This is a genomic window from Cellvibrio sp. KY-YJ-3, from assembly GCF_008806955.1.
Lineage (GTDB): Bacteria > Pseudomonadota > Gammaproteobacteria > Pseudomonadales > Cellvibrionaceae > Cellvibrio.
In genome coordinates, this window is the sequence record NZ_CP031727.1 from 3,363,687 (window position 1) to 3,384,474 (window position 20,788).

Consider the following 20,788-nt stretch of genomic DNA (forward strand, 5'->3'; position numbering starts at 1 on the left):
ATCCATTCACTGAAAACATTCAAAAAATGCAAACAACAGAATGCAAAAAGCCAGCACTCAGGCTGGCTTTTAAACAACGATTGCTAGCGAAAAGCTAATATATGATCAATTAGCGAATAGCTCTGATGGGCTCTTCGTTTAATAACTCATCCCGTGCGATGCGCTCCTCACGGCTCAAACCGCGACTACTATTGGCACGGCGCGCCTGGGGGCTGTAATCAAAATCAGGTTCATCGTCCTCAACATAGGCCTGATTGCGATTTTGCCGGGTTGACTGACGGCGACGCGGTTCAGGGATCTCGTGAGTAGCCCCGCCTCTATGGCGGGTCAGCAATTGATAGATCAGGGACAGAATAAGGGCACAGCCCCATAGCCCTAACATAAGCTTCAAGACTGGTTTAACGCTGGCAAAGCCTCCATCCAGGAACCCGAAAAGTAGCGTATAAACTGCAGGCGCCATGGTCATTTTCTCTGCATCAATCGCATAGGGTGTGAACAGCACAACCGTCACGGTGATGACAAAAAAATGTGTAACAGCGCGACCAAAACGGCGGAACATTAGCCATGCCGCAAGCACACAACCTGTTGCACCTGTCAGGTACAGCATCCACGCATATTGATAGTCAGTCATATTTTCCACAGCAAATTCTCCTTCCGGTTCGCCAGCACTGGTTTCAGCCGCTCAATTAACCCAGCGAATAACATAATCTTCATAATCCTCAGGATCGACATCCTGCTCATGCACTACACGCCCCGCCACCGAAATACCGGCTTTATGCACCGAGTCAGGGTCGCCTGAAACCAGTGGATGCCAATCAAACAGCGGAATACCATCAGCCACTAGCCTATAAGCACAGGTCTCCGGTAACCAATAGGTTTCCTTAACACTGTCCGGCGTTAATACGGCACAGGCTTCTACTAATTGTTGACGATCAGTGTATTCCTGACAACGACAGGTGTCATGATCCAAATAACGACAGGCAACCTTGGTGTAATACACATCACCCGAATCTTCATCTTCCAATTTGTGCAGACAGCACTTGCCGCAACCATCGCAGAGGGATTCAAACTCCTCCGGCGACATTTCCTGAAATGTTTTACGTTGCCAAAAAACTTGTTGTGCCATGACATGCCCAGATCATTAAAAAAGTGTCGATACTACTGGCCAGCCAGCTTGGAATTGAGCGCACGCAAACGCTCAGCTTCCGGGTCGCGATCATTGCGTGGCGGCAATTGCAAATAAAAACCTTGTGTTTCCAGGCTTTCAGCGACTTTTTCAACCGTCGCGTGAGCAAGCTTTTTACCAGGCGTTAACAGCAGAACCATTGCCTGCTGTGGACGACCAAAAAGCTTGAGTAAATCTGGAGGTACCTTACTCAACCCCTCCTCCTTTTTCACGTACAGATACATGCCCTCTTCCTTGGTGCTACGATAAATTTCACAAATAATTTTCACGGGTCTTCACCTTGTTATACGCCTAGTGCGACTAAACATTCTGTTGCCGAACAATACGCAACAAGCCTTCGCCAATTAGATCAAAACGCCAGCCCAATAAACGCTCGGGCAAACGATATTCGCCACCATTCATCCCGGAGCGAACCAAATGCTCGTAATCCTTTTTGCGAATCAATACTTCGGGCGGCAACTGGGCTTGTTCGGCGTATTCGCGCACATAATTTTTCAACGCCTTCATCAGCGGGCCTTCGCTTTGCGCTAAAGGCGGATCGAGTCGCGCAGGCCATGCAGCTTCATCCATTGCCAAAGCGTCGCTGACTATTTGTAAAATAGTTTCACTATCATTTTTTAAAGTGCGCGAGGGAATATCCGGTACACGTTGTAATTGCGTCACATCCTGAATTCTTTTACGCGCAATTTCCCATAATGAAGGCTCTTTTATTAACCTATTGCGCGGAATGTTGCGTGCCCGCGCTTCAGTTTCGCGCCAAATACAAAGCTGCTTTAAAATTAATAACTCCTGTTCACGCAATTTCCAGGCAAAACCTACTTTTTGATACGCCTCGCTAAAATCATCTGCTTTGCGCGCATTGCTTATCAAATCAGCACAATCACTTTTCACCCACTCCAAACGCTCGGTTGTTTTTAATAACTGCAATAATTTTCCATACACAATCAGCATATGCGCAACGTCAAGTGCGGCGTATTTTAATTGCGCTGCACTGAGCGGGCGCTGCAACCAATCCGAGCGAGTTTCTTCTTTGGGAATTTCAATAGTTAGCAGGTTTTTGACTAAATTGGCGTAACCCAACCCAAAGCTCAAACCTGCAAATGCGGCTGCCACTTGTGTATCAAATAATGGCGCCGGCACTACTCCCAACCAGCACTGAAACACCTCCAGATCTTCTGAACAAGAATGCAATACTTTGGTGACTGCAGGGTTTAGCATCAATTCGCGCAAAGGCTCGAGATTGCCAATCGCAAGCGGATCAATTAAGTAGCATCCCTTGCCATCGCCAATCTGCAGCAAACCTGCAATGGGATAAAAGGTATCGCTGCGCATAAATTCAGTATCAATCGCCAGCGCCGCTTGCTGTTGCCAGCGCGCGCAAAGCTCGGCGAGTTGATCGTCCTGATCAATCCAGATAGGTTCAGTGGGTATTAGCATTAAAATTACAAACTTCTGCGAGAGGAAAAAGCGTGCGCGAGAGTGCCACCATCGATAAATTCCAGCTCGCCACCGAGCGGGACACCATGGGCAATACGCGAGACAGTTACATTCAAATTTTTAGCGCGTTCACTGATGTAAAAGGCTGTCGCTTCACCTTCCACTGTGGGGTTGGTGGCGAGAATGACTTCAGTGATCGGCTCTTGCTGTAACAAATTAATTAATTGATCGACACCAATATCTTCCGGGCCAATGCCATCAATCGGCGACAAATGCCCCAGTAGTACAAAATATTTACCTTGATAAGTACCCGCCTGCTCGATCGCCAATACATCGCCGGGGGTTTCAACCACGCATAGCAAACTGTTATCGCGCCGGTTATTTGCACAAATTCCACAATGGGCTTGCTCTGTAAGCGTGCGGCAGCGCTGGCAGCGCCCGACACCTTCAACTGCCTTATGCAAACTCAGCGCGAGCCGTTCAGCACCGGCGCGGTCACGCTCCAATAAATGCAACGCCATGCGCTGGGCAGATTTAGGACCCACGCCGGGCAAGCAGCGTAGTGAGGCCATAAGGTCATCAATTAAAGGGCTGAACATTCAATTTCCAATATTTGTAAGGGCGCCGCTTGCTACGCCCTGATATTTTTACGGTTTTTCAGGAGGCGCTCGCGCCAACGATTAAAACGGCATTTTGAATCCCGGTGGGATTCCCATACCCGCAGTCATTTTTTCCATTTGCTCGCGATTTTGCAGTTCAATTTTACGCACTGCATCGTTCACGGCGGCCGCCAGTAAGTCTTCCAACATTTCTTTGTCTTCAGTCATCAGGCTTGCATCAATGTGTACGCGTTTTACATCGTGACGGCCAGTCATGACCACACTCACCAAACCGGCACCCGCCGCACCTGTGACTTCCGCTTTCGCTAAATCTTCCTGCATTTTTTGCATATTGGCCTGCATTTCCTGGGCCTGTTTCATCAAATCGCCGAGACCTTTCATAGCATCCTCTTCAGTAAATTAGATTGGTTGAATGGTTTCTTCGCGCAATGTCGCACCAAATTGAGCGATGAGTTGCTGCACTATAGGATCATTTTTAATCGCATGGATTGCATCTTGTAAACGCTCCTCACGCAAACGAATCGCCATCATCGACGGTGTTTCGGCCGTCACTTGCCCCAGCTGGATATGCACGCGCACTGGCTCGACAAAATAATCACCCATTAAATCGGCAAGGCGCTTTTCATGGCTCACGTCATACAGGGTGCTATTGGCTTCATCCAGCACAAAAAAGAATTCATTGCCCTGGCGTTTAACCATTTGGCAATTCGCCACCGTACTTTGCAAAATACCGGTAACACCCAAGCCTAAATAAATTTCCGTCCAATCCGCAGGGCCCGCTTGTTCATAGGGAACTTTGCGTAGAGTTTTTGGCGTGGGAACCTTCACAGGTTCCGGCGCGGCTGCAATTTGTGTCGCAGGAACTGTAACTTGCTGCACTGCCGTTGGCGGCTGCTCAGCCGCCTCAGGCTTTTTTGGCTCGTTTACCTCGGGCGCAACGGGCGCTTCGTAATACGCGGGTGCGGGTTCGTATTCGTCTTCACTGGCCGGAACATAATCATCTTCAGGGGCATTGCCGTAAGCCTCCTCAAACGCAGGCGGAGGCTCAGACTCAACCGACCCACCCTGGGCTACAGGCTCAGGTGTAACACTCGCAGGGGGAGCTTCGCTTACCGTCGGAACTGGGGCCGGCGCGGCCACCGGAGCGACAACTGCCGGAGCCGCGACCTGTGGAGTCGATGAAGGCTTTATGGGTGCAGTCGATTGTGGCAATGTCTGGGTCGGCATCTCAATAACGCCCTGCGGCTTAAACGCCAGCATGCGCAACAACACCATCTCAAACCCGGCGCGCGGATCGGGGGCAAGCGGTAAATCGCGGCGTCCCAATAATGCAGTTTGATAAAACAGCTGTACGTCTTCCGAGGGCAATTGCTGCGCAAGCTGCATGATCCGCTCGCGATCACCGTGACTATTATCAACCGCTTCAGGTAGCGCCTGGGCAATCGCAATGCGATGTAGTACTGCTAACATCTCAGCAATCGCACTGGCGTAATCAGGTGCCTGTTCAGACATCCGCTCAACAGCAGCCAACACTGCCCTACCATCCAGCGACGCCAGTGCATTTACCACATCGTACACCGCTGTTTGATCGATGGTGCCGAGCATGGTACTAACTTCAGCTTCCGTAATTTTGCCGGAACCATAGGCAATCGCTTGGTCGGTGAGGCTCATCGCATCGCGCATGCTGCCATCGGCCGCGCGCCCCAAATGCCAGAGTGCCGACTCTTCAAACGGTACCAATTCTTCATTCAATACAAACTTCAAATGCTGAACGATACGCTCAGGGTTCATATTTTTAAGGTTGAATTGCAAACAGCGCGACAGAATTGTCATCGGCAGCTTTTGTGGGTCGGTGGTCGCCAGCAAAAACTTTACGTGGGGTGGAGGCTCTTCCAGGGTTTTTAGCAGCGCATTAAAACTGCTATTGGAGAGCATATGAACTTCGTCGATCAGGTAGACCTTATAACGGCCGCGGGTAGGCGCATATTGCACGTTCTCCAGCAGCTCGCGGGTATCTTCCACTTTGGTACGCGACGCCGCATCCACTTCAATCAAATCAACAAAACGCCCCTCGGCGATTTCACGGCAACTGGAACACTGGCCGCAGGGCTCAGAGCTAACACCGGTTTCACAATTGAGGCATTTGGCGAGAATCCGCGCGATGGTGGTCTTACCCACACCGCGGGTACCAGTGAAGAGATAAGCGTGGTGCAAGCGGTTATGATCCAGCGCATTAATAAGTGCCTGCAGGACATGCTCCTGCCCGACCATTTCCCGGAACACACGCGGGCGCCACTTGCGCGCCAGAACTTGATAGCTCATGCCAATTGCTGCTCTCTGTATGTGAAGTGTGCTGGTTGCAAAAACAGGGCGCGATTATAGCTGCCAACGACGGAAATAAATACCGAACATAAGTACCCAGCAAGCAGGACGAAGAGCAAAGTGTTAGCAAGGAAACAACAATGAAGTTAGCAGCACAGAGTTTGGTAAATTGAATTAAACAGGAAATTATAAAAAAGGAGGATTCACAATAAATGGGTGGCGACCTAACCAGCCACACCCCGGCACATAACTTACTGCTACCGTTGCTCCCTTCCGGGCCTGGCGGGGTTTACAGATCGTCATTGCGAGGGGACCGGCTAGATCACCATAGCAGCTTACGCAGTAATGCTCACTGGGAGTGGGCTACGCAAGAGGCGCGCATTATCATCAGTTTACATCGGCATTGCAAGGCTCAATTTAAAGGGCAACTGGTTTAATTACCTCTACCGCACCACCTTAATTTACAGATGTCCCGATTGCAGTTCACAGCTGATCAAAAACGCAACAATCAATAAGCACCGCACGAAATTGTAATAAATCGCACCAGAACAAAGATTTTATTGCAGTGGCACTCATTGCAATTCCCTTTTGCGCCACTATCAACTAGGCTTGTTTAATATTTTAATGATCAAACACACCTAACGCTCAGGAGCATTATTTATGGCAACAGTGACCCTCAAAGGAAATCCATTCAATACTAACGGCAACCTGCCCGCTGCAGGCAGCAAGGCTCCCTCATTTAAACTGGTTAAAACAGATTTATCGGAAGTCTCTTTGGCTGATTTGGCAGGCAAGCGCGTAGTGCTGAACATTTTCCCCAGTGTCGATACCCCGACCTGTGCACAGTCAGTGCGTACATTTAACGCACAAGCAAGCGCACTGGAAAATACGGTAGTGGTCTGTGCCTCTCAAGACCTGCCTTTTGCATTAGCGCGCTTTTGCGGTGCTGAAGGTTTGGACAAGGTAATTCCCGCATCTGCCTTCCGCTCAGACTTTGCCAGTGACTATGGCGTAAAACTGATTGATGGCCCACTGACTGGTTTAACAGCGCGCGCTGTAGTAGTTGTAGGCACCGATGGCAAAGTATTGCACACGGAATTAGTAAGCGAAGTGGCGCACGAGCCTAACTACGACGCCGCATTAAAAGCACTCGCATAATCACGATTGTGCGAAAGCCAAAACGCCAGCCCTTGCGCTGGCGTTTTTATTTCCATCTTTAGGTGGTTTCTCGACCAGCCGATAACAGCAACAATCAACAAAACCCCTATCAATCAAACTTCTTATCAAAAAGTCATTTTTATGACTAAAGACTCTTAAAAAATAAGATTTTTTAGCCTGCCCAACACGCCTGCCGCGCCTCGCCACCTATACTCAACCCTAATACTACTTGTTGTAGCGCATTAGCAATAATAGGGAGCCGAGTGCACATGCTCACTCAGGATGAAGCAAAAAAATCCGGCAGCGACTTTACCCGCGAACTTTTGGATGCAGTACCTGCAGGGATTATTGTCAGCCGTCAGGATGGCCGGATTAGCTACCTCAACGAAGAGGCTGAACGTCTGTTTGGTTACTCGCGCCATGAATTAATCGATCAAAATATCGAGACCTTACTGCCGGATCGCTTTAGCGGTAACCATGCCGATTTACGCCAAAGCTATTTGCAGCAACCATCCACTCGCTACATGGGTGCAGGCCGCGACCTTTACGGCAAACGTAAAGACAACACTGAATTCCCGCTGGAAATTGGCCTGCGTCCACTGATTGCCGACGGCGAGCGATTTGTGGTCGCCACCATTGTGAATATCACCCGCCGCAAGCAACTTGAAGACCGCCTTGCCGCTGTTATCGATGCCTCGCCCTATGGTCAATTACTGGTTGATGATAGAGGCATTATTCAACTGATTAACCCCAGCCTCCTGACATTGTTTGGCTACGAAAAAAATGAACTGCTGGGTAAGTCCATGGATGTGTTACTACCTGAGCGTTACCGCGAGGGACACCAAAAGCTGCGCGAAGGTTATGTGCAAAAACCCTCACTCAGAGCCATGGGTTTAGGTCGCGACTTAACCGGCCGCCATAAAAACGGCACTGAAATTCCCATCGAAATTGGTTTAAGCCCTGTGGATAGCGACGCGGGGAAAATGACATTGGCAGTGGTGACGGATATATCCGAGAGAAAACGCCTCGAACTCAATTTAAAACAAGCGAACGCTCATTTGGAAGAATTCACCTATGTCGCCTCCCACGATTTGAAATCACCTTTGCGCGGCATTGCTGATTTGGTTGAATGGATTGCAGAAGACCTGGGCAATAACGTACCTGCACCCGTCACCAATAATATTGACCGAATCCGCATTCGCATCGGGCGTATGGAGCGGTTGATCGAAGATTTACTGCTTTACGCCCGTGCCGGTAGGCGCCATAAAGAATCAGCGGCGGTAAATGTGCCGGAACTAATCAATAACATTGTGGATATGCACCCGGTTCCCGCGCAATTCAGCATCAAACAAGATATCCACATCAATGAAATTTATGCTGCAAAAACACCACTGGAAACCGTGTTGCGCAATTTATTCAGCAACGCCCTTAAACATCATCACGGCACCACACCGGAAATAACCATCAGTGCTGAGCCGAGCGGCAGCTATTGCCTGTTTAAAGTAATTGATAACGGACCCGGCATTCCCGAAATAGCACAAGAGCGCGTTTTTCGTTTATTTCAAACCCTTAATTCTCAGGAGGCAGGAGGTAGCGGGATTGGTTTGGCATTGGCAAAGCGATTGACAGAAAGCCACGGTGGGCAAATAGAACTCATCAGCAACAGCGAGCAACCAGGCTGCAGTTTTCATGTGTGGTGGCCGCGTTTTTCGAGGAAAGATATCGATGACTAGCGAACCCAAAATTAACATTTTGCTTGTTGACGACGATGATGTATCCGCTGAATCCGTCGTCCGCAGCCTGCGCAAAAATGCTGTTGATTTTCCCATCACCCTTGCGCGCGACGGCATGGAAGCCTTGGAAATACTGCGCTCCGCACACCCTCACCTCAGCATCACCAAACCGTATCTGGTATTGCTGGATTTAAATATGCCGCGCATGAATGGTTTTGAATTTTTACACGAAGTACGCAACGACAAAAAACTTCACAACAGTATTGTTTTTGTGTTGACCACGTCCGATGCCGAGTCGGATCGCGCTCGCGCATACGATGAAAACATTGCCGGCTACATGGTGAAATCGGCGGTGGGCCCACAATTTTCCAAGCTTGCATCGCTGCTTGAAAGCTATCGCTCAACAATCAGCCTTCCCAATTAATTAACGTCAATATCAGGATGATTCATTGATATGCAAGTAACGACTGTAGTGCGCCCGGTATCGTTACTCATTATTGAGGACGACGATGTTGATTTAGAAAAAATAAAACGACTACTGCAAAAAGGTGCCCTCAATGTCACCATTACTACCGCCACCTCGACCAACCAAGCGATAGAACTTATCAATCAACACACATATGACTGTGCAATTTTGGATTATCGCCTTCAAGATGGATTGGGCTCGGAATTACTACTGCAGATAAAAAATCACAAACAAAACCCCACTCCCGTAATTATGATTAGCGGCAACAGTGACGAGCGCATTGTTGCTGACATTATGCGCGAGGGTGCGTTTGACTACCTACCCAAACGCCAACTTACTGCTGAGACCTTAATTACTACCCTTGAAGCAAGCCTTATTTGGGCGGAACAAGCGCGCCTGCAACAAGAGGATCAAGCGCGCGTACACCACCTTGCCGAAGGCTTACCTCACCTCGCATGGACATGCACACCGGATGGGGCCTGTGATTATTTAAACCAACGTTGGTGTGATTACACCGGTATTCCCAAAGCAGAACAAATGGGCACAAACTGGATAAACGCAGTGCATCCTGATGATCGCGAATACCTTGCGCGCAACTGGGCAAAAGCAGTCGCTAACCGGGAGGAAATGTTTGTCAAATTTAGGATTCGTCGAAACGACGGCCACTATCGTTGGTTTGATACCCGTGCAATACCGCAAAAAAATTCACAAGGTGATGTACTTCGCTGGTTGGGCACCAACACCGACATTACCGAAATGGAATCGACTCGTCAGGCACTGGCTCACAGCGAGCAGTTATTCCACGCTGCGTTTGATTATGCACCGCTGGGTATGGCGCTGATTAATATGCAAGGAATTATCATCCAAACCAACCCGGCACTGCGGCACCTACTGGGGTATGACAATCAGGGAAAAACACAAACTGCCAGCTCAGCAAAACCACTGCTTAAAATCAGTGATCTTTTTATCGCAGAGGATATAACCAATGCACTGGTTGAGCTGGAGCGACTTTACAGTGGCAATCAACTATTTGCCCAATATGAAACCCGCTGCCAAACCCATAATGGCAATAGCATTCCCACTATGATCAATGCAGCTTATATCAAAGAGTTTTCGGGCGAACCTTGTTACCTGCTGCAAATTTACGATTTGTCCGAGCGCAAACGCTATGAACATCAGCTGCTGAAACTCGCCCATTTTGATAGCCTTACCGGTTTGGGCAACCGCGAAAAAATGAACCGGGAAATTGAATTTTTAATTCGCAAAGCCAGCCGCAGCACAGCTCCTTTTGCAGTTATTTTTGGCGACCTGGATCACTTCAAACAAATCAATGATGGATTGGGGCACGAGGCGGGCGACATACTGCTAAAAACTGTCGCGCGTCGGCTGCAAAAATCGCTGCGCCACGAAGATATTATTTGCCGCTTGGGCGGCGATGAATTTGTAATTTTATTACCTGACATTCCGCGCTTTGAAGCCGTAGCTTCGGTAGCCGATAAACTCCTGCAAAAAATTCACAAACCGATTCGCCTGGGAAAAAATCGCGTACATGTCAGCATGAGTTTTGGCATTGCCCTTTACCCCACCGATGGCGATGATGCCAAAACCCTGCTGCGCAATGCCGACAGTGCTTTGTATGATGCCAAAGCAAAAGGCCGCGGTTGCTATCAACTGTACCGCAAAGAGCTGACTGAATACGTTCACAATCGCTTACAGTTGGATGCCGACCTGCGCAAAGCAATTATCAATCACGAATTTGAGGTGCACTACCAACCGGTGATTGATCTTGACACCAATCAGGTTGTTTCTGCCGAAGCACTTATTCGCTGGAATCACCCTAAACGCGGGCGTGTAGGGCCGGATGAATTTATTCCCTATGCACAAGAAAGTGGTTTGATCTTGCCCATCGGTAATTGGATCATCAACGAAGCATGTCATCAGCTTGCGCAATGGAATAGAGAGGGTATACATATCAATATATCTATTAATGTTTCTGCGCGGCAGTTTATGCAGCAAGATCTATTGCCCCTTTTTGAACAGATGCTTGAGCAATACAACTTGCGCGGCGACCAACTTACCATCGAAATCACCGAGCAAATGTTTCTGGAAAATACGGAAAACAATTTGCGACAAATTACCCAACTTAAAAACCTGGGCATTAAAATATCACTGGATGATTTTGGTATAGGTTATTCATCGCTGAGCTACATTTTGCGCTTTTCCCCGCAGTACCTGAAAATTGATCGCTCGTTTGTCAGTCTAATTGGTACCGGCAAGGAACATGATGAAATGGTAAATGCGATCATCGGGCTCAATAAAATAATTCCCATGCACATTGTTGGCGAAGGAATTGAAGAGGAAAACCAACGCCACTTCCTACACTCACGCGGCTGTGATTTAGGCCAGGGTTATTTATTTTCAAAGCCCGTACCGCCCGACCAGTTGGCACACTTTATTAACAGCAAACAACCCGCCACACTCTTGCTAAATTGAGCATCAACCCCCGCAAAAGCGACCCTATATTCACACACCGGTGTAGATTTTAACGTCACATTATATTAGTCTTGCCAAAGCTGTTAGCAGGGTATTTTTTGTAAAAAACCAATAGATATCCCTGCTAACGGCTTACCAAATAGTCATTAACTTAATACGATAAAAAGGAAAACAGGATGTCTCGTTTCAAACTATCTGCGTTATTGGTTCTGGTTACTGCATTGGTTAGCGGCTGTGCTACTCAGGTAACGGAAACCCCGTCAAAAGTAACACCAGCAACTACCGACTTGGGCGAATTCAGTCAGGTTATTTTAGTCAAAACTGAAATTGCACCAACCTATGCTTCTCACCCCGCCAACTTAAAAGCAGTCAAAAAAATTGATGAAATTCTTGCTGAACGTTTGGGTGGTGTTTTGGAGAACATGCAGGTAAAAACTCTGGATCAAATCAAATCTGAAAATTTGGCTAACAATGGCAATGTGCTGTTCATCAAGCCCTATGTTAAACAAATCAAATTTATTGGCGGTGCAGCCCGTTTTTGGGCTGGTGCAATGGCTGGCAGCTCTGTAGTAATTATGGACGTAGCTTTTGAAGACGGCGCAAATGGAACCAAACTAAGTAACCCCGGTTTTATGCGTAAAGCAGGTGCCTATACCGATGCATTTGGTGTTGCATCTAATGCGATGTTAGATGACGTCGCACAAGACGTTGTTAACTATGTAGCAGCGAACAAATAATCACGCGTTAAAACTCACGCGTTTGATAAATACTGTTCGTATAGATAAAAGGCCGCCGGAAAAATAGGCGGCCTTTTTTATTGGCTGCCACCTGTGCATCAAACCCACACAAGCTAGAGCGCAATGGCACCTTGCAAATTTTTCAGGCAATGGGCCTTGGCCAGTGCCAAAAAATCCTGCACATAAGGTAGCACCAAATATTCTTCACGCACTGCCGCATAAAGTGTGGGCCAAATACCTTGTGGCCCGGCTGAACGTACGCTAATCAAACCCTGCGCCACATATTCAGCCGCCACCCAATTTGGTAAAGCACACACACCGCGCCCACTGGCAACCAATTGCACCATCATCAAAGTTAATTCCGAAGTGCGCACAGCGGCTGGCTCTACTCCGGCGGGCATTAAAAATTGGGTAAACACATCCAGGCGATTGCGGCTCACGGGGTAGCTAATTAAGGTTTGATCAGCAAGATCTTGCGGCTGTAAATATTCCCGGGCGGTCAACCGATGCTCATTCGCCAGTGCGATTTGCATTTCGTAACCAAACAAGGGCACATACTCAATACCCTTGATTACTTGTGGATCAGAAGTAATTACCAAATCAATATCGCCCTGCGCCAAGGCTGGTAGTGGCTCAAAGGTAAAACCCCCAGAGAAATCCAATTCAATAGCGGGCCATTGATTGCGATATACATCGATAGTCGGCATCAACCAGTTAAAACAACTGTGGCATTCAATTGCCATGTATAAGCGCCCTGCCTCGCCGTGCACTAATTTTTTTACATCGCGCTCAGCATCGCTAACTCTGGCGAGCACATCATCTGCCAATAGCAGCAATCGTTTTCCTGCCTCAGTAAACCGCAAAGGACGACTTTTACGGATAAACAATTCGCACTCCACGCGCGACTCCAGTTCTTTGAGCTGGTGAGACAGCGCAGACTGCGTGAGAAATAAACGCTCTGCCGCCTCCACCAAACTGCCGGTTTCACGCAGAGCGATAAGGGTTTTTAAATGGCGAATTTCGATCATAGTTATGCTCTCACGTAGGTTGGAAAAGCGTAGCGCCTTCCGACGATGCAGCCCAATAGCAGTGATATGCCTGAATATTTGTTGTGTCGGAAGTCGCTGCGCTTTTCCAACCTACCCACTCAATGAATCAATCCGCACAGGGTAACATTAACCATATTCACGTTAAAACCGAAAATCACCAGTTTTATTCATGTTTGTGTTTCGCCCAAAATAATCCTTTCGTCAACAAAGGGCGTCGACGCCGATTGACCGCTATTGGGTGTAAATTGCCGATTGCATTACCAGCCACAAACAAAAATGCCGCCGTGTTTTGCACGGCGGCATTTTTAGTGAATCATTACCAACGCCATTGAATTTCCGCCGTTAACTCGCGGCCGCGACTAGGTACACCATCCAATTTACCGAGCCCTTGTGCCGGAGTTGCATAATCCTCATCGGTAAGATTTTTTATTTGCAAACTAATGTCGTAACCACTGGTAAAGCGGTAGCGCCATTGGGTGTTGAGCACCCAAAAATCATCCAGTGTTATTTCAGTTGTTGCCGACACAGGAGCTTGGTGTTCATCTTGATATACACCAAGCAAATTCCAATTCCAACGCTGGGCGGCGTAATTAATTTCAAAGGATGCCAGCGATTCCGCTTCGCGAAATGCCGTCTCCGGTAAATTCATATTGGTATAAGTGCTGCGCAGTGACCAGCGATCGCCGAATTTTTGTAGCCACTCTATTTCAAGGCCATCACTGCGCTCGCTATCGCCATTGACATACGTACGGGTAGTGCCAATAAAACCTGTCATGATCGGTTGTTCGTAGCGGTTTTGAAACACACCAGCGCTAAGGCTGGTGGCCTGCCAATTGCCCATTAGAATCAAGTCCCAAGTTTTTACCACCTCATGCTCAAGATCCGGATTGCCAAGCAATGTGGGGTTATTAATAAACGCTGTCTCTGCCAGCGTCGGTGCGCGGAATGCTTCGCCGTATAACAACTTCAGGCTGTAGGTTTCATTGAGTTGTTCTACCAGTGCCAAACGCGGGCTAAAACGTGCCTCTACATCTGAGTAGTCATCATAGCGGCCCCCAATGGTGAGCCTAGTTGAATCGCGCAGGCTGCGAATATATTGACCATGAATACCCGTGGTGGATTGTGAACCTGAAACCCCCAAGGGGGTGCGTTCACTCATTTCGCCGTAATAAGTGATGGGGAATTGTCGCTGGATTAATTGCACCAGATCGTAGTTGCTGTAAGCACGCGCTTTGATCTCTTCGTGGTGCGCCGCTTGTATGCCCCATTGGGCGCTGGACTTGTCGTCTATAGTCCAGTCCGTTGTGTAGGCCAAGCGATAGCTTTCACCGGCTTGTGTTGCTTGAATCCTAAATGGTTCATTGCTGCTGGGTACGCTTACCGCCGCCAAGGCCCCCGGCCCCTGCACAAACCCTTCAAGCTCAAAGGTGAATTGTTGATAGCTGAGAGAAAAATTGGATTTGATCGCAGGTGTCCATTCAATACCCTGATCCACACTTAAGTTCCACAGCTCACGGGCGTGATCATTCACCCCGTTGGCAGTATTTTCCGAGAGATAAAAATCCTCCGACTCGCCGCGATAATAGGTCAGATCAATTTGGGTTTTGCCGCGACTTAACCCCAGATCCATATTCAACAAACGACGCGGGTCTTCAGTCTCCAGCGGCAAACGGCTGAAGCTATCGGTAATTGTCAAATCTTGCCCTTTATCTTCATAGGCATGCAGGTACGCATCCGCCTGCCATTCTTCACCGGCGTGACTCCAGAGTGCATCCAGTGCGCGCCGCTGCTCACTGCCCACGCCCACAGCGAGGGCTTTTTGCTGTTTGCGGGTGACAATATTAATTACACCAGTGAAAGCAGAGCTGCCGTAAACCGCAGAGCCTGGGCCGCGAATCACTTCCACCCGCTCCACCTGCGCCAATGGAAATAGCGGCAAGGTGACATCGGGGCTGCCAGCACGGGGGTCGTTAAATACCTTGCCGTCAATCAGCAACAGCACCTCCAGCGATACCTGGGTGGTGCGTCGGCCACGCGCGCTGTAGGTGTAAGCCAACCCACTATTAGCATTGCGATTAAATTGAAACCCCGGCACCAACCCGAGCAACTCGTGCAGGTAATCCACACCCAAGCGCTCTATGTGCTCATGAGTAAATACCGACACCGCCGCCGGTACCGTTTTAATCGACTCTTGGGTAAGGGTCGACCCAGTCACCGGGGTTTCCAGCAACTGTTCAAGGCTTAATTCGAGGTAGGCAAATTCATCCGCGTGTGCGCCCATACTGAGCAGACACATCAACGCCAACAAGCAGCGCGGTGCACGATAAACTTTCGGTTTGATGACCATAGTGCGATTCTCCACGTCAGTAATACCGGGCGCAGGTCAGCGAGCTGACCAATCTGCCAACCAGGCATCAAACTGCCCAGGCGGTAAGGGTTTGGAAAAGTGATAGCCCTGCATTAAACGACACCCTTCATTCACAAGCAGAGTCATTTCATGGCTGGTTTCTACGCCTTCAGCGATGGTATCCATACCCAGTGACTGTGCGAGACGGATGATGTAACTAACAATCGCCAGCGACGCCTCATCCGACTGCATATCACGAACAAACGATTGATCAATTTTTAAAATGTTTACCGGCAAGCGGCGCAGATAATTAAGGCAGGAAAAGCCAGTGCCAAAATCATCAATTGCAATGCGATAGCCCAAGTCGCGAAACTTCTGCAACACCTCGATAGAGGCATCCATATCGCTCATCAGCATGCTCTCTGTCAGCTCCAACTCCAACGACTGGGGTGCCGCGCCCGCGTCGTCCATAATGGTTTGCACCTCAGCCATAAAACCAGGTTGGTGGAATTGCAGTGCTGAAATATTCACACTGACCACCAGTGAAATGGCACCTTCCGCCTGCCAGCGAGTAACCTGTCGCGCGGCTTCGGCGATCACCCAATTGCCGATAGGAATAATCAAACCAATTTCTTCCGCCAGCGGAATAAAATCATTGGGCTGAACCAAACCGCGCTCCGGGTGACGCCAGCGAATTAGGGCCTCAGCACCGTAAAGTTGCTGATTAGTGGCATCCATCTGCGGTTGATAATGAAGTTCAAACTGCCCCAACTCCAAGGCTTGTCGCAAGTCGTACTCAAGTTTTAAGCGATCCAACGTGCGCGAATTTAATAGCGGTGTATAGAACTGATAATTGTTGCGGCCTTTTTCTTTGGCGAGATACATTGCAGCATCGGCATTTTTAATCAGTTCGCTCGGTGAACTGCCATCCTCAGGGTAAATCGCGATACCAATACTTGGGCTTAAATGCAGTGGCATCTCTTCCACTAAATAAGGCTTTAATAATTCTTCGCGCACTTTGATTGCCACTTCCGCCAAATCGCGCTCATCATGCACACGCGGCAATAACACCACAAACTCATCGCCACCCAGGCGCGCAACTGTATCGTCATTACGGATAACTTTTTTCAAACGCAGGGCTGTCTGGCGCAAAATTTGATCGCCTGCTGCATGGCCGAGCGAGTCATTGATATTTTTAAAACGATCCAAATCGATAAACAGCAAGCCAACTTTTTCCTGACGCCGTTTGGCAGTATTAATCGCCATTTCCAAACGATCATTTAATAAAGTGCGATTGGGCAACTCGGTGAGGCTGTCGTGGTGCGCAAGAAAGTCGAGTCGTTCGCGGGATTTTTTGCGCTCGGAGATATCAGTAAAAATAGCGATATAATTTTCTATCTGACCGTCGCTACCCAATACGCGGCTAATTGAAAACCAGGAGGGAAATGTCTCACCATTTTTACGCCGGTTGCTAAGCTCACCCAACCAGGCCCCACGCTCGTTGAGAATGGCAATCAGGTTGCGGAAAAATCCTCGCGGGTGTTGGCTCGCACCTATTTGGGCGGCGTCCACACCCAACACATCTTCAGCACTGAAGCCCATCATTTTTTCGTAGGTTTTATTCACCAGAACTATGCGGAATTGATCATCCAAGATCATGATCGCTTCATTGCTGCCTTCAAATACTTTGGCCCACAAACGCAATTCCGCTTCCTGATGTTTACGCTGGGTGATGTCGCGAATCACCATCACCACTTCTTGCTGTTCGCGCAGCATTACCCGCGCCTCCCAGGTGCGCATTTTTCCTGCCAGAGGCGACCAATCAAACTCGACTAATTGTTCACCTTTACCGGCAAACACCCGGCGAATTTGTGGTGCGAGAATGCGATAGACGGGTGCAGGCAAGTGCCCTTCACCACTGTCCTCATCGTAACTAACCCAATGATCCATCTCATGAGTGTAAGCGCCGACTTGCATATCAATTACATGACCATCGCGGTCAATACGCAAAATCATGTCGGGAATACCCGCCAGCAGCGCGCGGGTTTTACCCTCACTTACACTGACATCGCGAAAGGCTTTTTTGGCGCGCAGAATAAATTGCAAACGATACGGCAGAGAGCCCCAACTGACGGGCTTGGTAATAAAATCTGTGGCGCCGGATTCATAGGCGTGATGAATGGATTCTATATCGCCCAACCCGGTGACCATGGCGATAGGTAAATCGTGGCCGCGTGGGTCTTGCAGTAACTCGCGGCACAAGCTGAAACCATCACCGTCGGGCAGGAGCACATCTAACAAAACAATATCTGGTTTACGCTCTGCAAAACGTGCGCGTGCAGAGGCGCAGTCGACCGCCTCCATCACCTGAAAACCTGACTGTTCAAGGGTGATGGTAGTCATTAAACGCGCGGCTTCATCGTCATCAACAACCAATACCAGATTCACATTGGCATCACCCAGCGTGATCAGCGGCATACCGTTGCTGGTTGTTAGGTTGAGTGCTGAATCAGGCATCGAGCGGGTTTCTTTCACGTGGATAACTCCTTTCGCTCTAATTCAGCCAAACCTTCTAGCGATAAATCATAGAGCCGTAAAATGCTGTCGACCTGCTGCGCGGCACCCTCCATTTCACCTTTGCGCGCGCTGGCCTCACAATCGCGACAGGCCGCTGCCAAATCCAGCAAACCTAGATTAGCAGCGCTGTTTTTAAAATTGTGTGCGGTTTTGTAGAGTAAATTGGCATCGCCCGCGGCCACTGCCTGATGCAGCTGGGTAATTAGCGCAGGGCTAGCGCCGCGAAATAAACCAATAATTTTTGGCAACAAACCAACACGTAACTCGCGCAGTTGGCGAATAACCTGTTGGTCAATTTCAATTTTGCCTGACGTGGACGATTCAACAGGCGTTGAATCCTTTTCGGGTAACCAACGGCTCAGGGTTTGGTTCAGCTGTAATTGTGAAAAGGGTTTGCTCAGGTAATCATCCATCCCCTGCGCCAAACAATGCTCACGATCACCACTTATAGCATTCGCGGTAAGCGCAATAATGGGTAAAGGATTCAAGCCCATTGTTTGCTCGCGCTGACGAATTCGTCGGCTGGCTTCAAACCCGTCCATCACTGGCATTTGGCAGTCCATCAACACCAGGTCGAATGACAGGCGATCAATAAGCGCCAGCGCTTCCTGACCGTTGTTGGCAATTGTCATATCCAACCCCATGCGCTGCAGCATAGCTTTGGCAACTTCCTGATTCACTGGATTGTCCTCCGCCAGCAATACCCGACCGCGCAGCGGTTTTACACCGGGCATTGGCTTTGCACCCTCACTGACCAGGGACTCGGAACCCAGCGGTTGGTAGATAAAATCACCAGCCGCAACCTGGGCGATAAGCCCATGTAACTCCGTCTGGCGCGCCGGCTTGAATAACATCAATGCACGGTTGGCAAGGGACTCCTGAATCGCAATGCCGGCGGGGCACAGCACCATTACCGCTAGCGATTCAAATATTGGTGAGGCCGCCAAATTATCCAGCAATGCACCGGCATTCATATCCGGCATCGCCCAGTCAGTTAATAGCAGTTCAAATGGAGCGTCCGTTTTAGCCTGTTTATTTAACAGCGCCAGCGCCTCGACAGCGGACTCTGCAAGCACCGGAGTGATTCCCCAAGCACGCAACCAATCGTCCAGAATATCGCGGTTGACCTCGTTGTCATCCACCACCAATGTGCGCAAGGGCTTGAGTGGCTGAAACTCCGGTGCCGCCTCAGTATTAATATGCTGCGCCAGCAATAAATCAAAATAGAAACGACTGCCCTCTCCCGGCTGACTTTCCAACTGAATCTGCCCACCCATCATTTCAATCAGGCGCTGCGAAATTGCCAACCCCAAACCAGTGCCGCCGTACTTGCGCGACATGGAGGAATCCGCTTGGGTAAAGGATTGAAATAGTTTTGCGCTCTGCTCAGGAGAAATACCAATTCCTGTATCGCGCACAGCAAAGCGCAGCTGCAATTGGTCTGCCTTGTTGGCCACAAGCCCAACACTGATTTCTACTTCGCCGCTGTCGGTGAATTTGATGGCGTTGCTCAATAGATTGGTAATTACCTGCCCGAGCCGCGGGCCATCTCCTATCACAGAGACAGGCGGCAATGGTGTTCTGCACAGGAGTTCCAAATTTTTCCCGTGCGCAATAGGCGCGTAACGCTCCGCGATATCTTCAATCAGGGTATTGAGCGGGAATGGCAGTAACTCTAATTCCAGTTTACCGGCTTCGATTTTAGAGAAATCAAGAATATCGTTAATGATAAGAAGCAAATCTTCGCTGGAGCGACGCGCCACCCGGGCAAATCGTTTTTGTTTGCTGTCCAGCTCTGTCTCCAACAACAAACCGGTCATGCCCATAATGCCATTTAAGGGCGTGCGGATTTCATGGCTCATGACTGCCAAAAAGTCACTTTTGGCTTTGCTGGCAGCTTCCGCTTGTTCACGCGCGTATTGCAACTCCAGGGTGCGCTCCAGTACCCGCTGCTCCAGCAGCTCCTGATTTTGGCGCAACTCGCTGTCTTGCATTTCAATACGATCCAGCATGGCGTTAAAACGCCGGGTCAGCAGCCCCACCTCATCACGTACAGCGGACTCAGGTGCGCGAGCATCGTAATGTCCTTGATCGCCCACCCGCTGCGCCAATTCACTCAAACTCCCCAAGGGGCGCATTACTCGGGAAATCAAAGCCCAAGCCAAAATCCCGGACACCAACAGCGCCACAAAAGCGGCGGCTAACACCCAACCGATCTGGCCATAAAACTGTTCGCGCAATGGTTTTAGCGTGACATCCAACTCCAAATAGCCCAGAGGCTCTTCTGCCCAAAAAACGTCTGCGCGCACCCGGGTATCGCGCTCAGGGCCGAGCGCTGCAGTATCGCCAAGCGCAGCGCGGTATTCAGCCAGCAACTCGTTGTTGCTGAGAATCAAACGTGCCGCAATCACTTTAGGTTCCACACGCAATACGGCCAGCGTTTGTTGGGCGGCTTCTTTGTCGGCAAACATACTCGGCGCTGCCATATTCAACGCAGTTGCTTCCGCCAAAATTTGCAGCTGGTTATTTACTTGATTCACAAAGTAATTGTATTGCTGCCAACTGGTTGCTAGTGCCGCACCCAAGACTGCAATGCTGGTTAATAACATGGCGAGCAAAGTGATTTTGCGGGTTAGCGAAGTATTAGGAATGGAGTTTGGCAT

Annotated in this window: 16 protein-coding genes and 1 other RNA gene; 5 read left to right on the top strand and 12 right to left on the bottom strand. The window is 49.3% G+C overall.

Going from position 1 to position 20,788, the window contains the following annotated elements; genetic code table 11:
- Positions 1–109: 109 nt before the first annotated feature.
- The 8 genes from D0B88_RS14150 to ffs form a co-directional block, all read right to left on the bottom strand.
- Entirely contained in the window at positions 110–631 is a 522-nt protein-coding gene (locus D0B88_RS14150; protein ID WP_225318646.1) for a hypothetical protein, read from the bottom strand.
- Between the two features lie 51 nt (positions 632–682).
- Positions 683–1,126, bottom strand: coding sequence for a YcgN family cysteine cluster protein (locus D0B88_RS14155; protein WP_007641574.1), 444 nt, complete (start codon positions 1,124–1,126; stop codon positions 683–685).
- Between the two features lie 32 nt (positions 1,127–1,158).
- On the bottom strand, positions 1,159–1,455 hold the full coding sequence (locus tag D0B88_RS14160) for a YcgL domain-containing protein (protein ID WP_151057976.1): 297 nt from the start codon (positions 1,453–1,455) through the stop codon (positions 1,159–1,161).
- Positions 1,456–1,486: 31 nt separating this feature from the next.
- Positions 1,487–2,623: a ribonuclease D gene (gene rnd, locus D0B88_RS14165; RefSeq protein ID WP_151057978.1), complete on the bottom strand. Its 1,137-nt coding sequence runs from the start codon at positions 2,621–2,623 to the stop codon at positions 1,487–1,489.
- 5 nt (positions 2,624–2,628) lie between these two features.
- Positions 2,629–3,222, bottom strand: a complete 594-nt coding sequence (gene recR, locus D0B88_RS14170) for a recombination mediator RecR (RefSeq protein WP_151057980.1) — start codon at positions 3,220–3,222, stop codon at positions 2,629–2,631.
- Positions 3,223–3,303: 81 nt separating this feature from the next.
- Positions 3,304–3,624: a YbaB/EbfC family nucleoid-associated protein gene (locus D0B88_RS14175; protein ID WP_007641584.1), complete on the bottom strand. Its 321-nt coding sequence runs from the start codon at positions 3,622–3,624 to the stop codon at positions 3,304–3,306.
- Between the two features lie 18 nt (positions 3,625–3,642).
- Positions 3,643–5,565, bottom strand: a complete 1,923-nt coding sequence (dnaX, locus tag D0B88_RS14180) for a DNA polymerase III subunit gamma/tau (RefSeq protein WP_151057982.1) — start codon at positions 5,563–5,565, stop codon at positions 3,643–3,645.
- 223 nt (positions 5,566–5,788) lie between these two features.
- Positions 5,789–5,884: signal recognition particle sRNA small type (gene ffs / locus D0B88_RS14185), an RNA gene on the bottom strand.
- 341 nt (positions 5,885–6,225) lie between these two features.
- Between ffs and tpx the strand changes: the two genes are divergently transcribed.
- The 5 genes from tpx (at position 6,226) to D0B88_RS14210 (ending at position 12,152) form a co-directional block, all read left to right on the top strand.
- The gene (gene tpx / locus D0B88_RS14190) at positions 6,226–6,723 is read left to right on the top strand and encodes a thiol peroxidase (protein ID WP_007641589.1); all 498 of its coding nucleotides are present in this window, start codon (positions 6,226–6,228) and stop codon (positions 6,721–6,723) included.
- A gap of 269 nt (positions 6,724–6,992) precedes the next feature.
- Positions 6,993–8,456, top strand: coding sequence for a PAS domain S-box protein (locus D0B88_RS14195; protein WP_007641593.1), 1,464 nt, complete (start codon positions 6,993–6,995; stop codon positions 8,454–8,456).
- Entirely contained in the window at positions 8,449–8,880 is a 432-nt protein-coding gene (locus D0B88_RS14200) for a response regulator (protein WP_007641595.1), read from the top strand. The genes D0B88_RS14195 and D0B88_RS14200 overlap by 8 nt, the downstream gene beginning before the upstream one ends.
- Before the next feature lie 30 nt (positions 8,881–8,910).
- Entirely contained in the window at positions 8,911–11,415 is a 2,505-nt protein-coding gene (locus D0B88_RS14205; protein WP_151057984.1) for an EAL domain-containing protein, read from the top strand.
- Between the two features lie 176 nt (positions 11,416–11,591).
- Positions 11,592–12,152, top strand: a complete 561-nt coding sequence (locus tag D0B88_RS14210; protein ID WP_007641598.1) for a hypothetical protein — start codon at positions 11,592–11,594, stop codon at positions 12,150–12,152.
- A gap of 113 nt (positions 12,153–12,265) precedes the next feature.
- On the opposite strand, the gene D0B88_RS14215 is transcribed toward D0B88_RS14210, so the two are convergent.
- The 4 genes from D0B88_RS14215 to D0B88_RS14230 form a co-directional block, all read right to left on the bottom strand.
- Positions 12,266–13,180 (bottom strand): LysR family transcriptional regulator, encoded by a 915-nt coding sequence (locus tag D0B88_RS14215; protein ID WP_151057986.1) that lies wholly within the window; start codon positions 13,178–13,180, stop codon positions 12,266–12,268.
- Between the two features lie 337 nt (positions 13,181–13,517).
- Positions 13,518–15,548: a TonB-dependent siderophore receptor gene (locus D0B88_RS19155; RefSeq protein WP_151057988.1), complete on the bottom strand. Its 2,031-nt coding sequence runs from the start codon at positions 15,546–15,548 to the stop codon at positions 13,518–13,520.
- 36 nt (positions 15,549–15,584) lie between these two features.
- On the bottom strand, positions 15,585–18,083 hold the full coding sequence (locus D0B88_RS14225; protein WP_225318378.1) for an EAL domain-containing protein: 2,499 nt from the start codon (positions 18,081–18,083) through the stop codon (positions 15,585–15,587).
- Positions 18,080–20,788 (bottom strand): response regulator, encoded by a 2,709-nt coding sequence (locus tag D0B88_RS14230; protein WP_151057989.1) that lies wholly within the window; start codon positions 20,786–20,788, stop codon positions 18,080–18,082. The genes D0B88_RS14225 and D0B88_RS14230 overlap by 4 nt, the downstream gene beginning before the upstream one ends.

Excerpts from the sequence above, each read along its gene's own strand:
- D0B88_RS14215 (WP_151057986.1), bottom strand. The coding sequence starts at position 13,180 with ATGATCGAAATTCGCCATTTAAAAACCCTTATCGCTCTGCGTGAAACC.
- D0B88_RS14195 (WP_007641593.1), top strand. The coding sequence starts at position 6,993 with ATGCTCACTCAGGATGAAGCAAAAAAATCCGGCAGCGACTTTACCCGC.
- rnd (WP_151057978.1), bottom strand. The coding sequence starts at position 2,623 with ATGCTAATACCCACTGAACCTATCTGGATTGATCAGGACGATCAACTC.
- D0B88_RS14175 (WP_007641584.1), bottom strand. The coding sequence starts at position 3,624 with ATGAAAGGTCTCGGCGATTTGATGAAACAGGCCCAGGAAATGCAGGCC.
- D0B88_RS14210 (WP_007641598.1), top strand. The coding sequence starts at position 11,592 with ATGTCTCGTTTCAAACTATCTGCGTTATTGGTTCTGGTTACTGCATTG.
- D0B88_RS19155 (WP_151057988.1), bottom strand. The coding sequence starts at position 15,548 with ATGGTCATCAAACCGAAAGTTTATCGTGCACCGCGCTGCTTGTTGGCG.
- dnaX (WP_151057982.1), bottom strand. The coding sequence starts at position 5,565 with ATGAGCTATCAAGTTCTGGCGCGCAAGTGGCGCCCGCGTGTGTTCCGG.
- recR (WP_151057980.1), bottom strand. The coding sequence starts at position 3,222 with ATGTTCAGCCCTTTAATTGATGACCTTATGGCCTCACTACGCTGCTTG.
- D0B88_RS14200 (WP_007641595.1), top strand. The coding sequence starts at position 8,449 with ATGACTAGCGAACCCAAAATTAACATTTTGCTTGTTGACGACGATGAT.
- tpx (WP_007641589.1), top strand. The coding sequence starts at position 6,226 with ATGGCAACAGTGACCCTCAAAGGAAATCCATTCAATACTAACGGCAAC.
- D0B88_RS14205 (WP_151057984.1), top strand. The coding sequence starts at position 8,911 with ATGCAAGTAACGACTGTAGTGCGCCCGGTATCGTTACTCATTATTGAG.
- D0B88_RS14150 (WP_225318646.1), bottom strand. The coding sequence starts at position 631 with ATGACTGACTATCAATATGCGTGGATGCTGTACCTGACAGGTGCAACA.
- D0B88_RS14155 (WP_007641574.1), bottom strand. The coding sequence starts at position 1,126 with ATGGCACAACAAGTTTTTTGGCAACGTAAAACATTTCAGGAAATGTCG.
- D0B88_RS14230 (WP_151057989.1), bottom strand. The coding sequence starts at position 20,788 with ATGCCAAACTCCATTCCTAATACTTCGCTAACCCGCAAAATCACTTTG.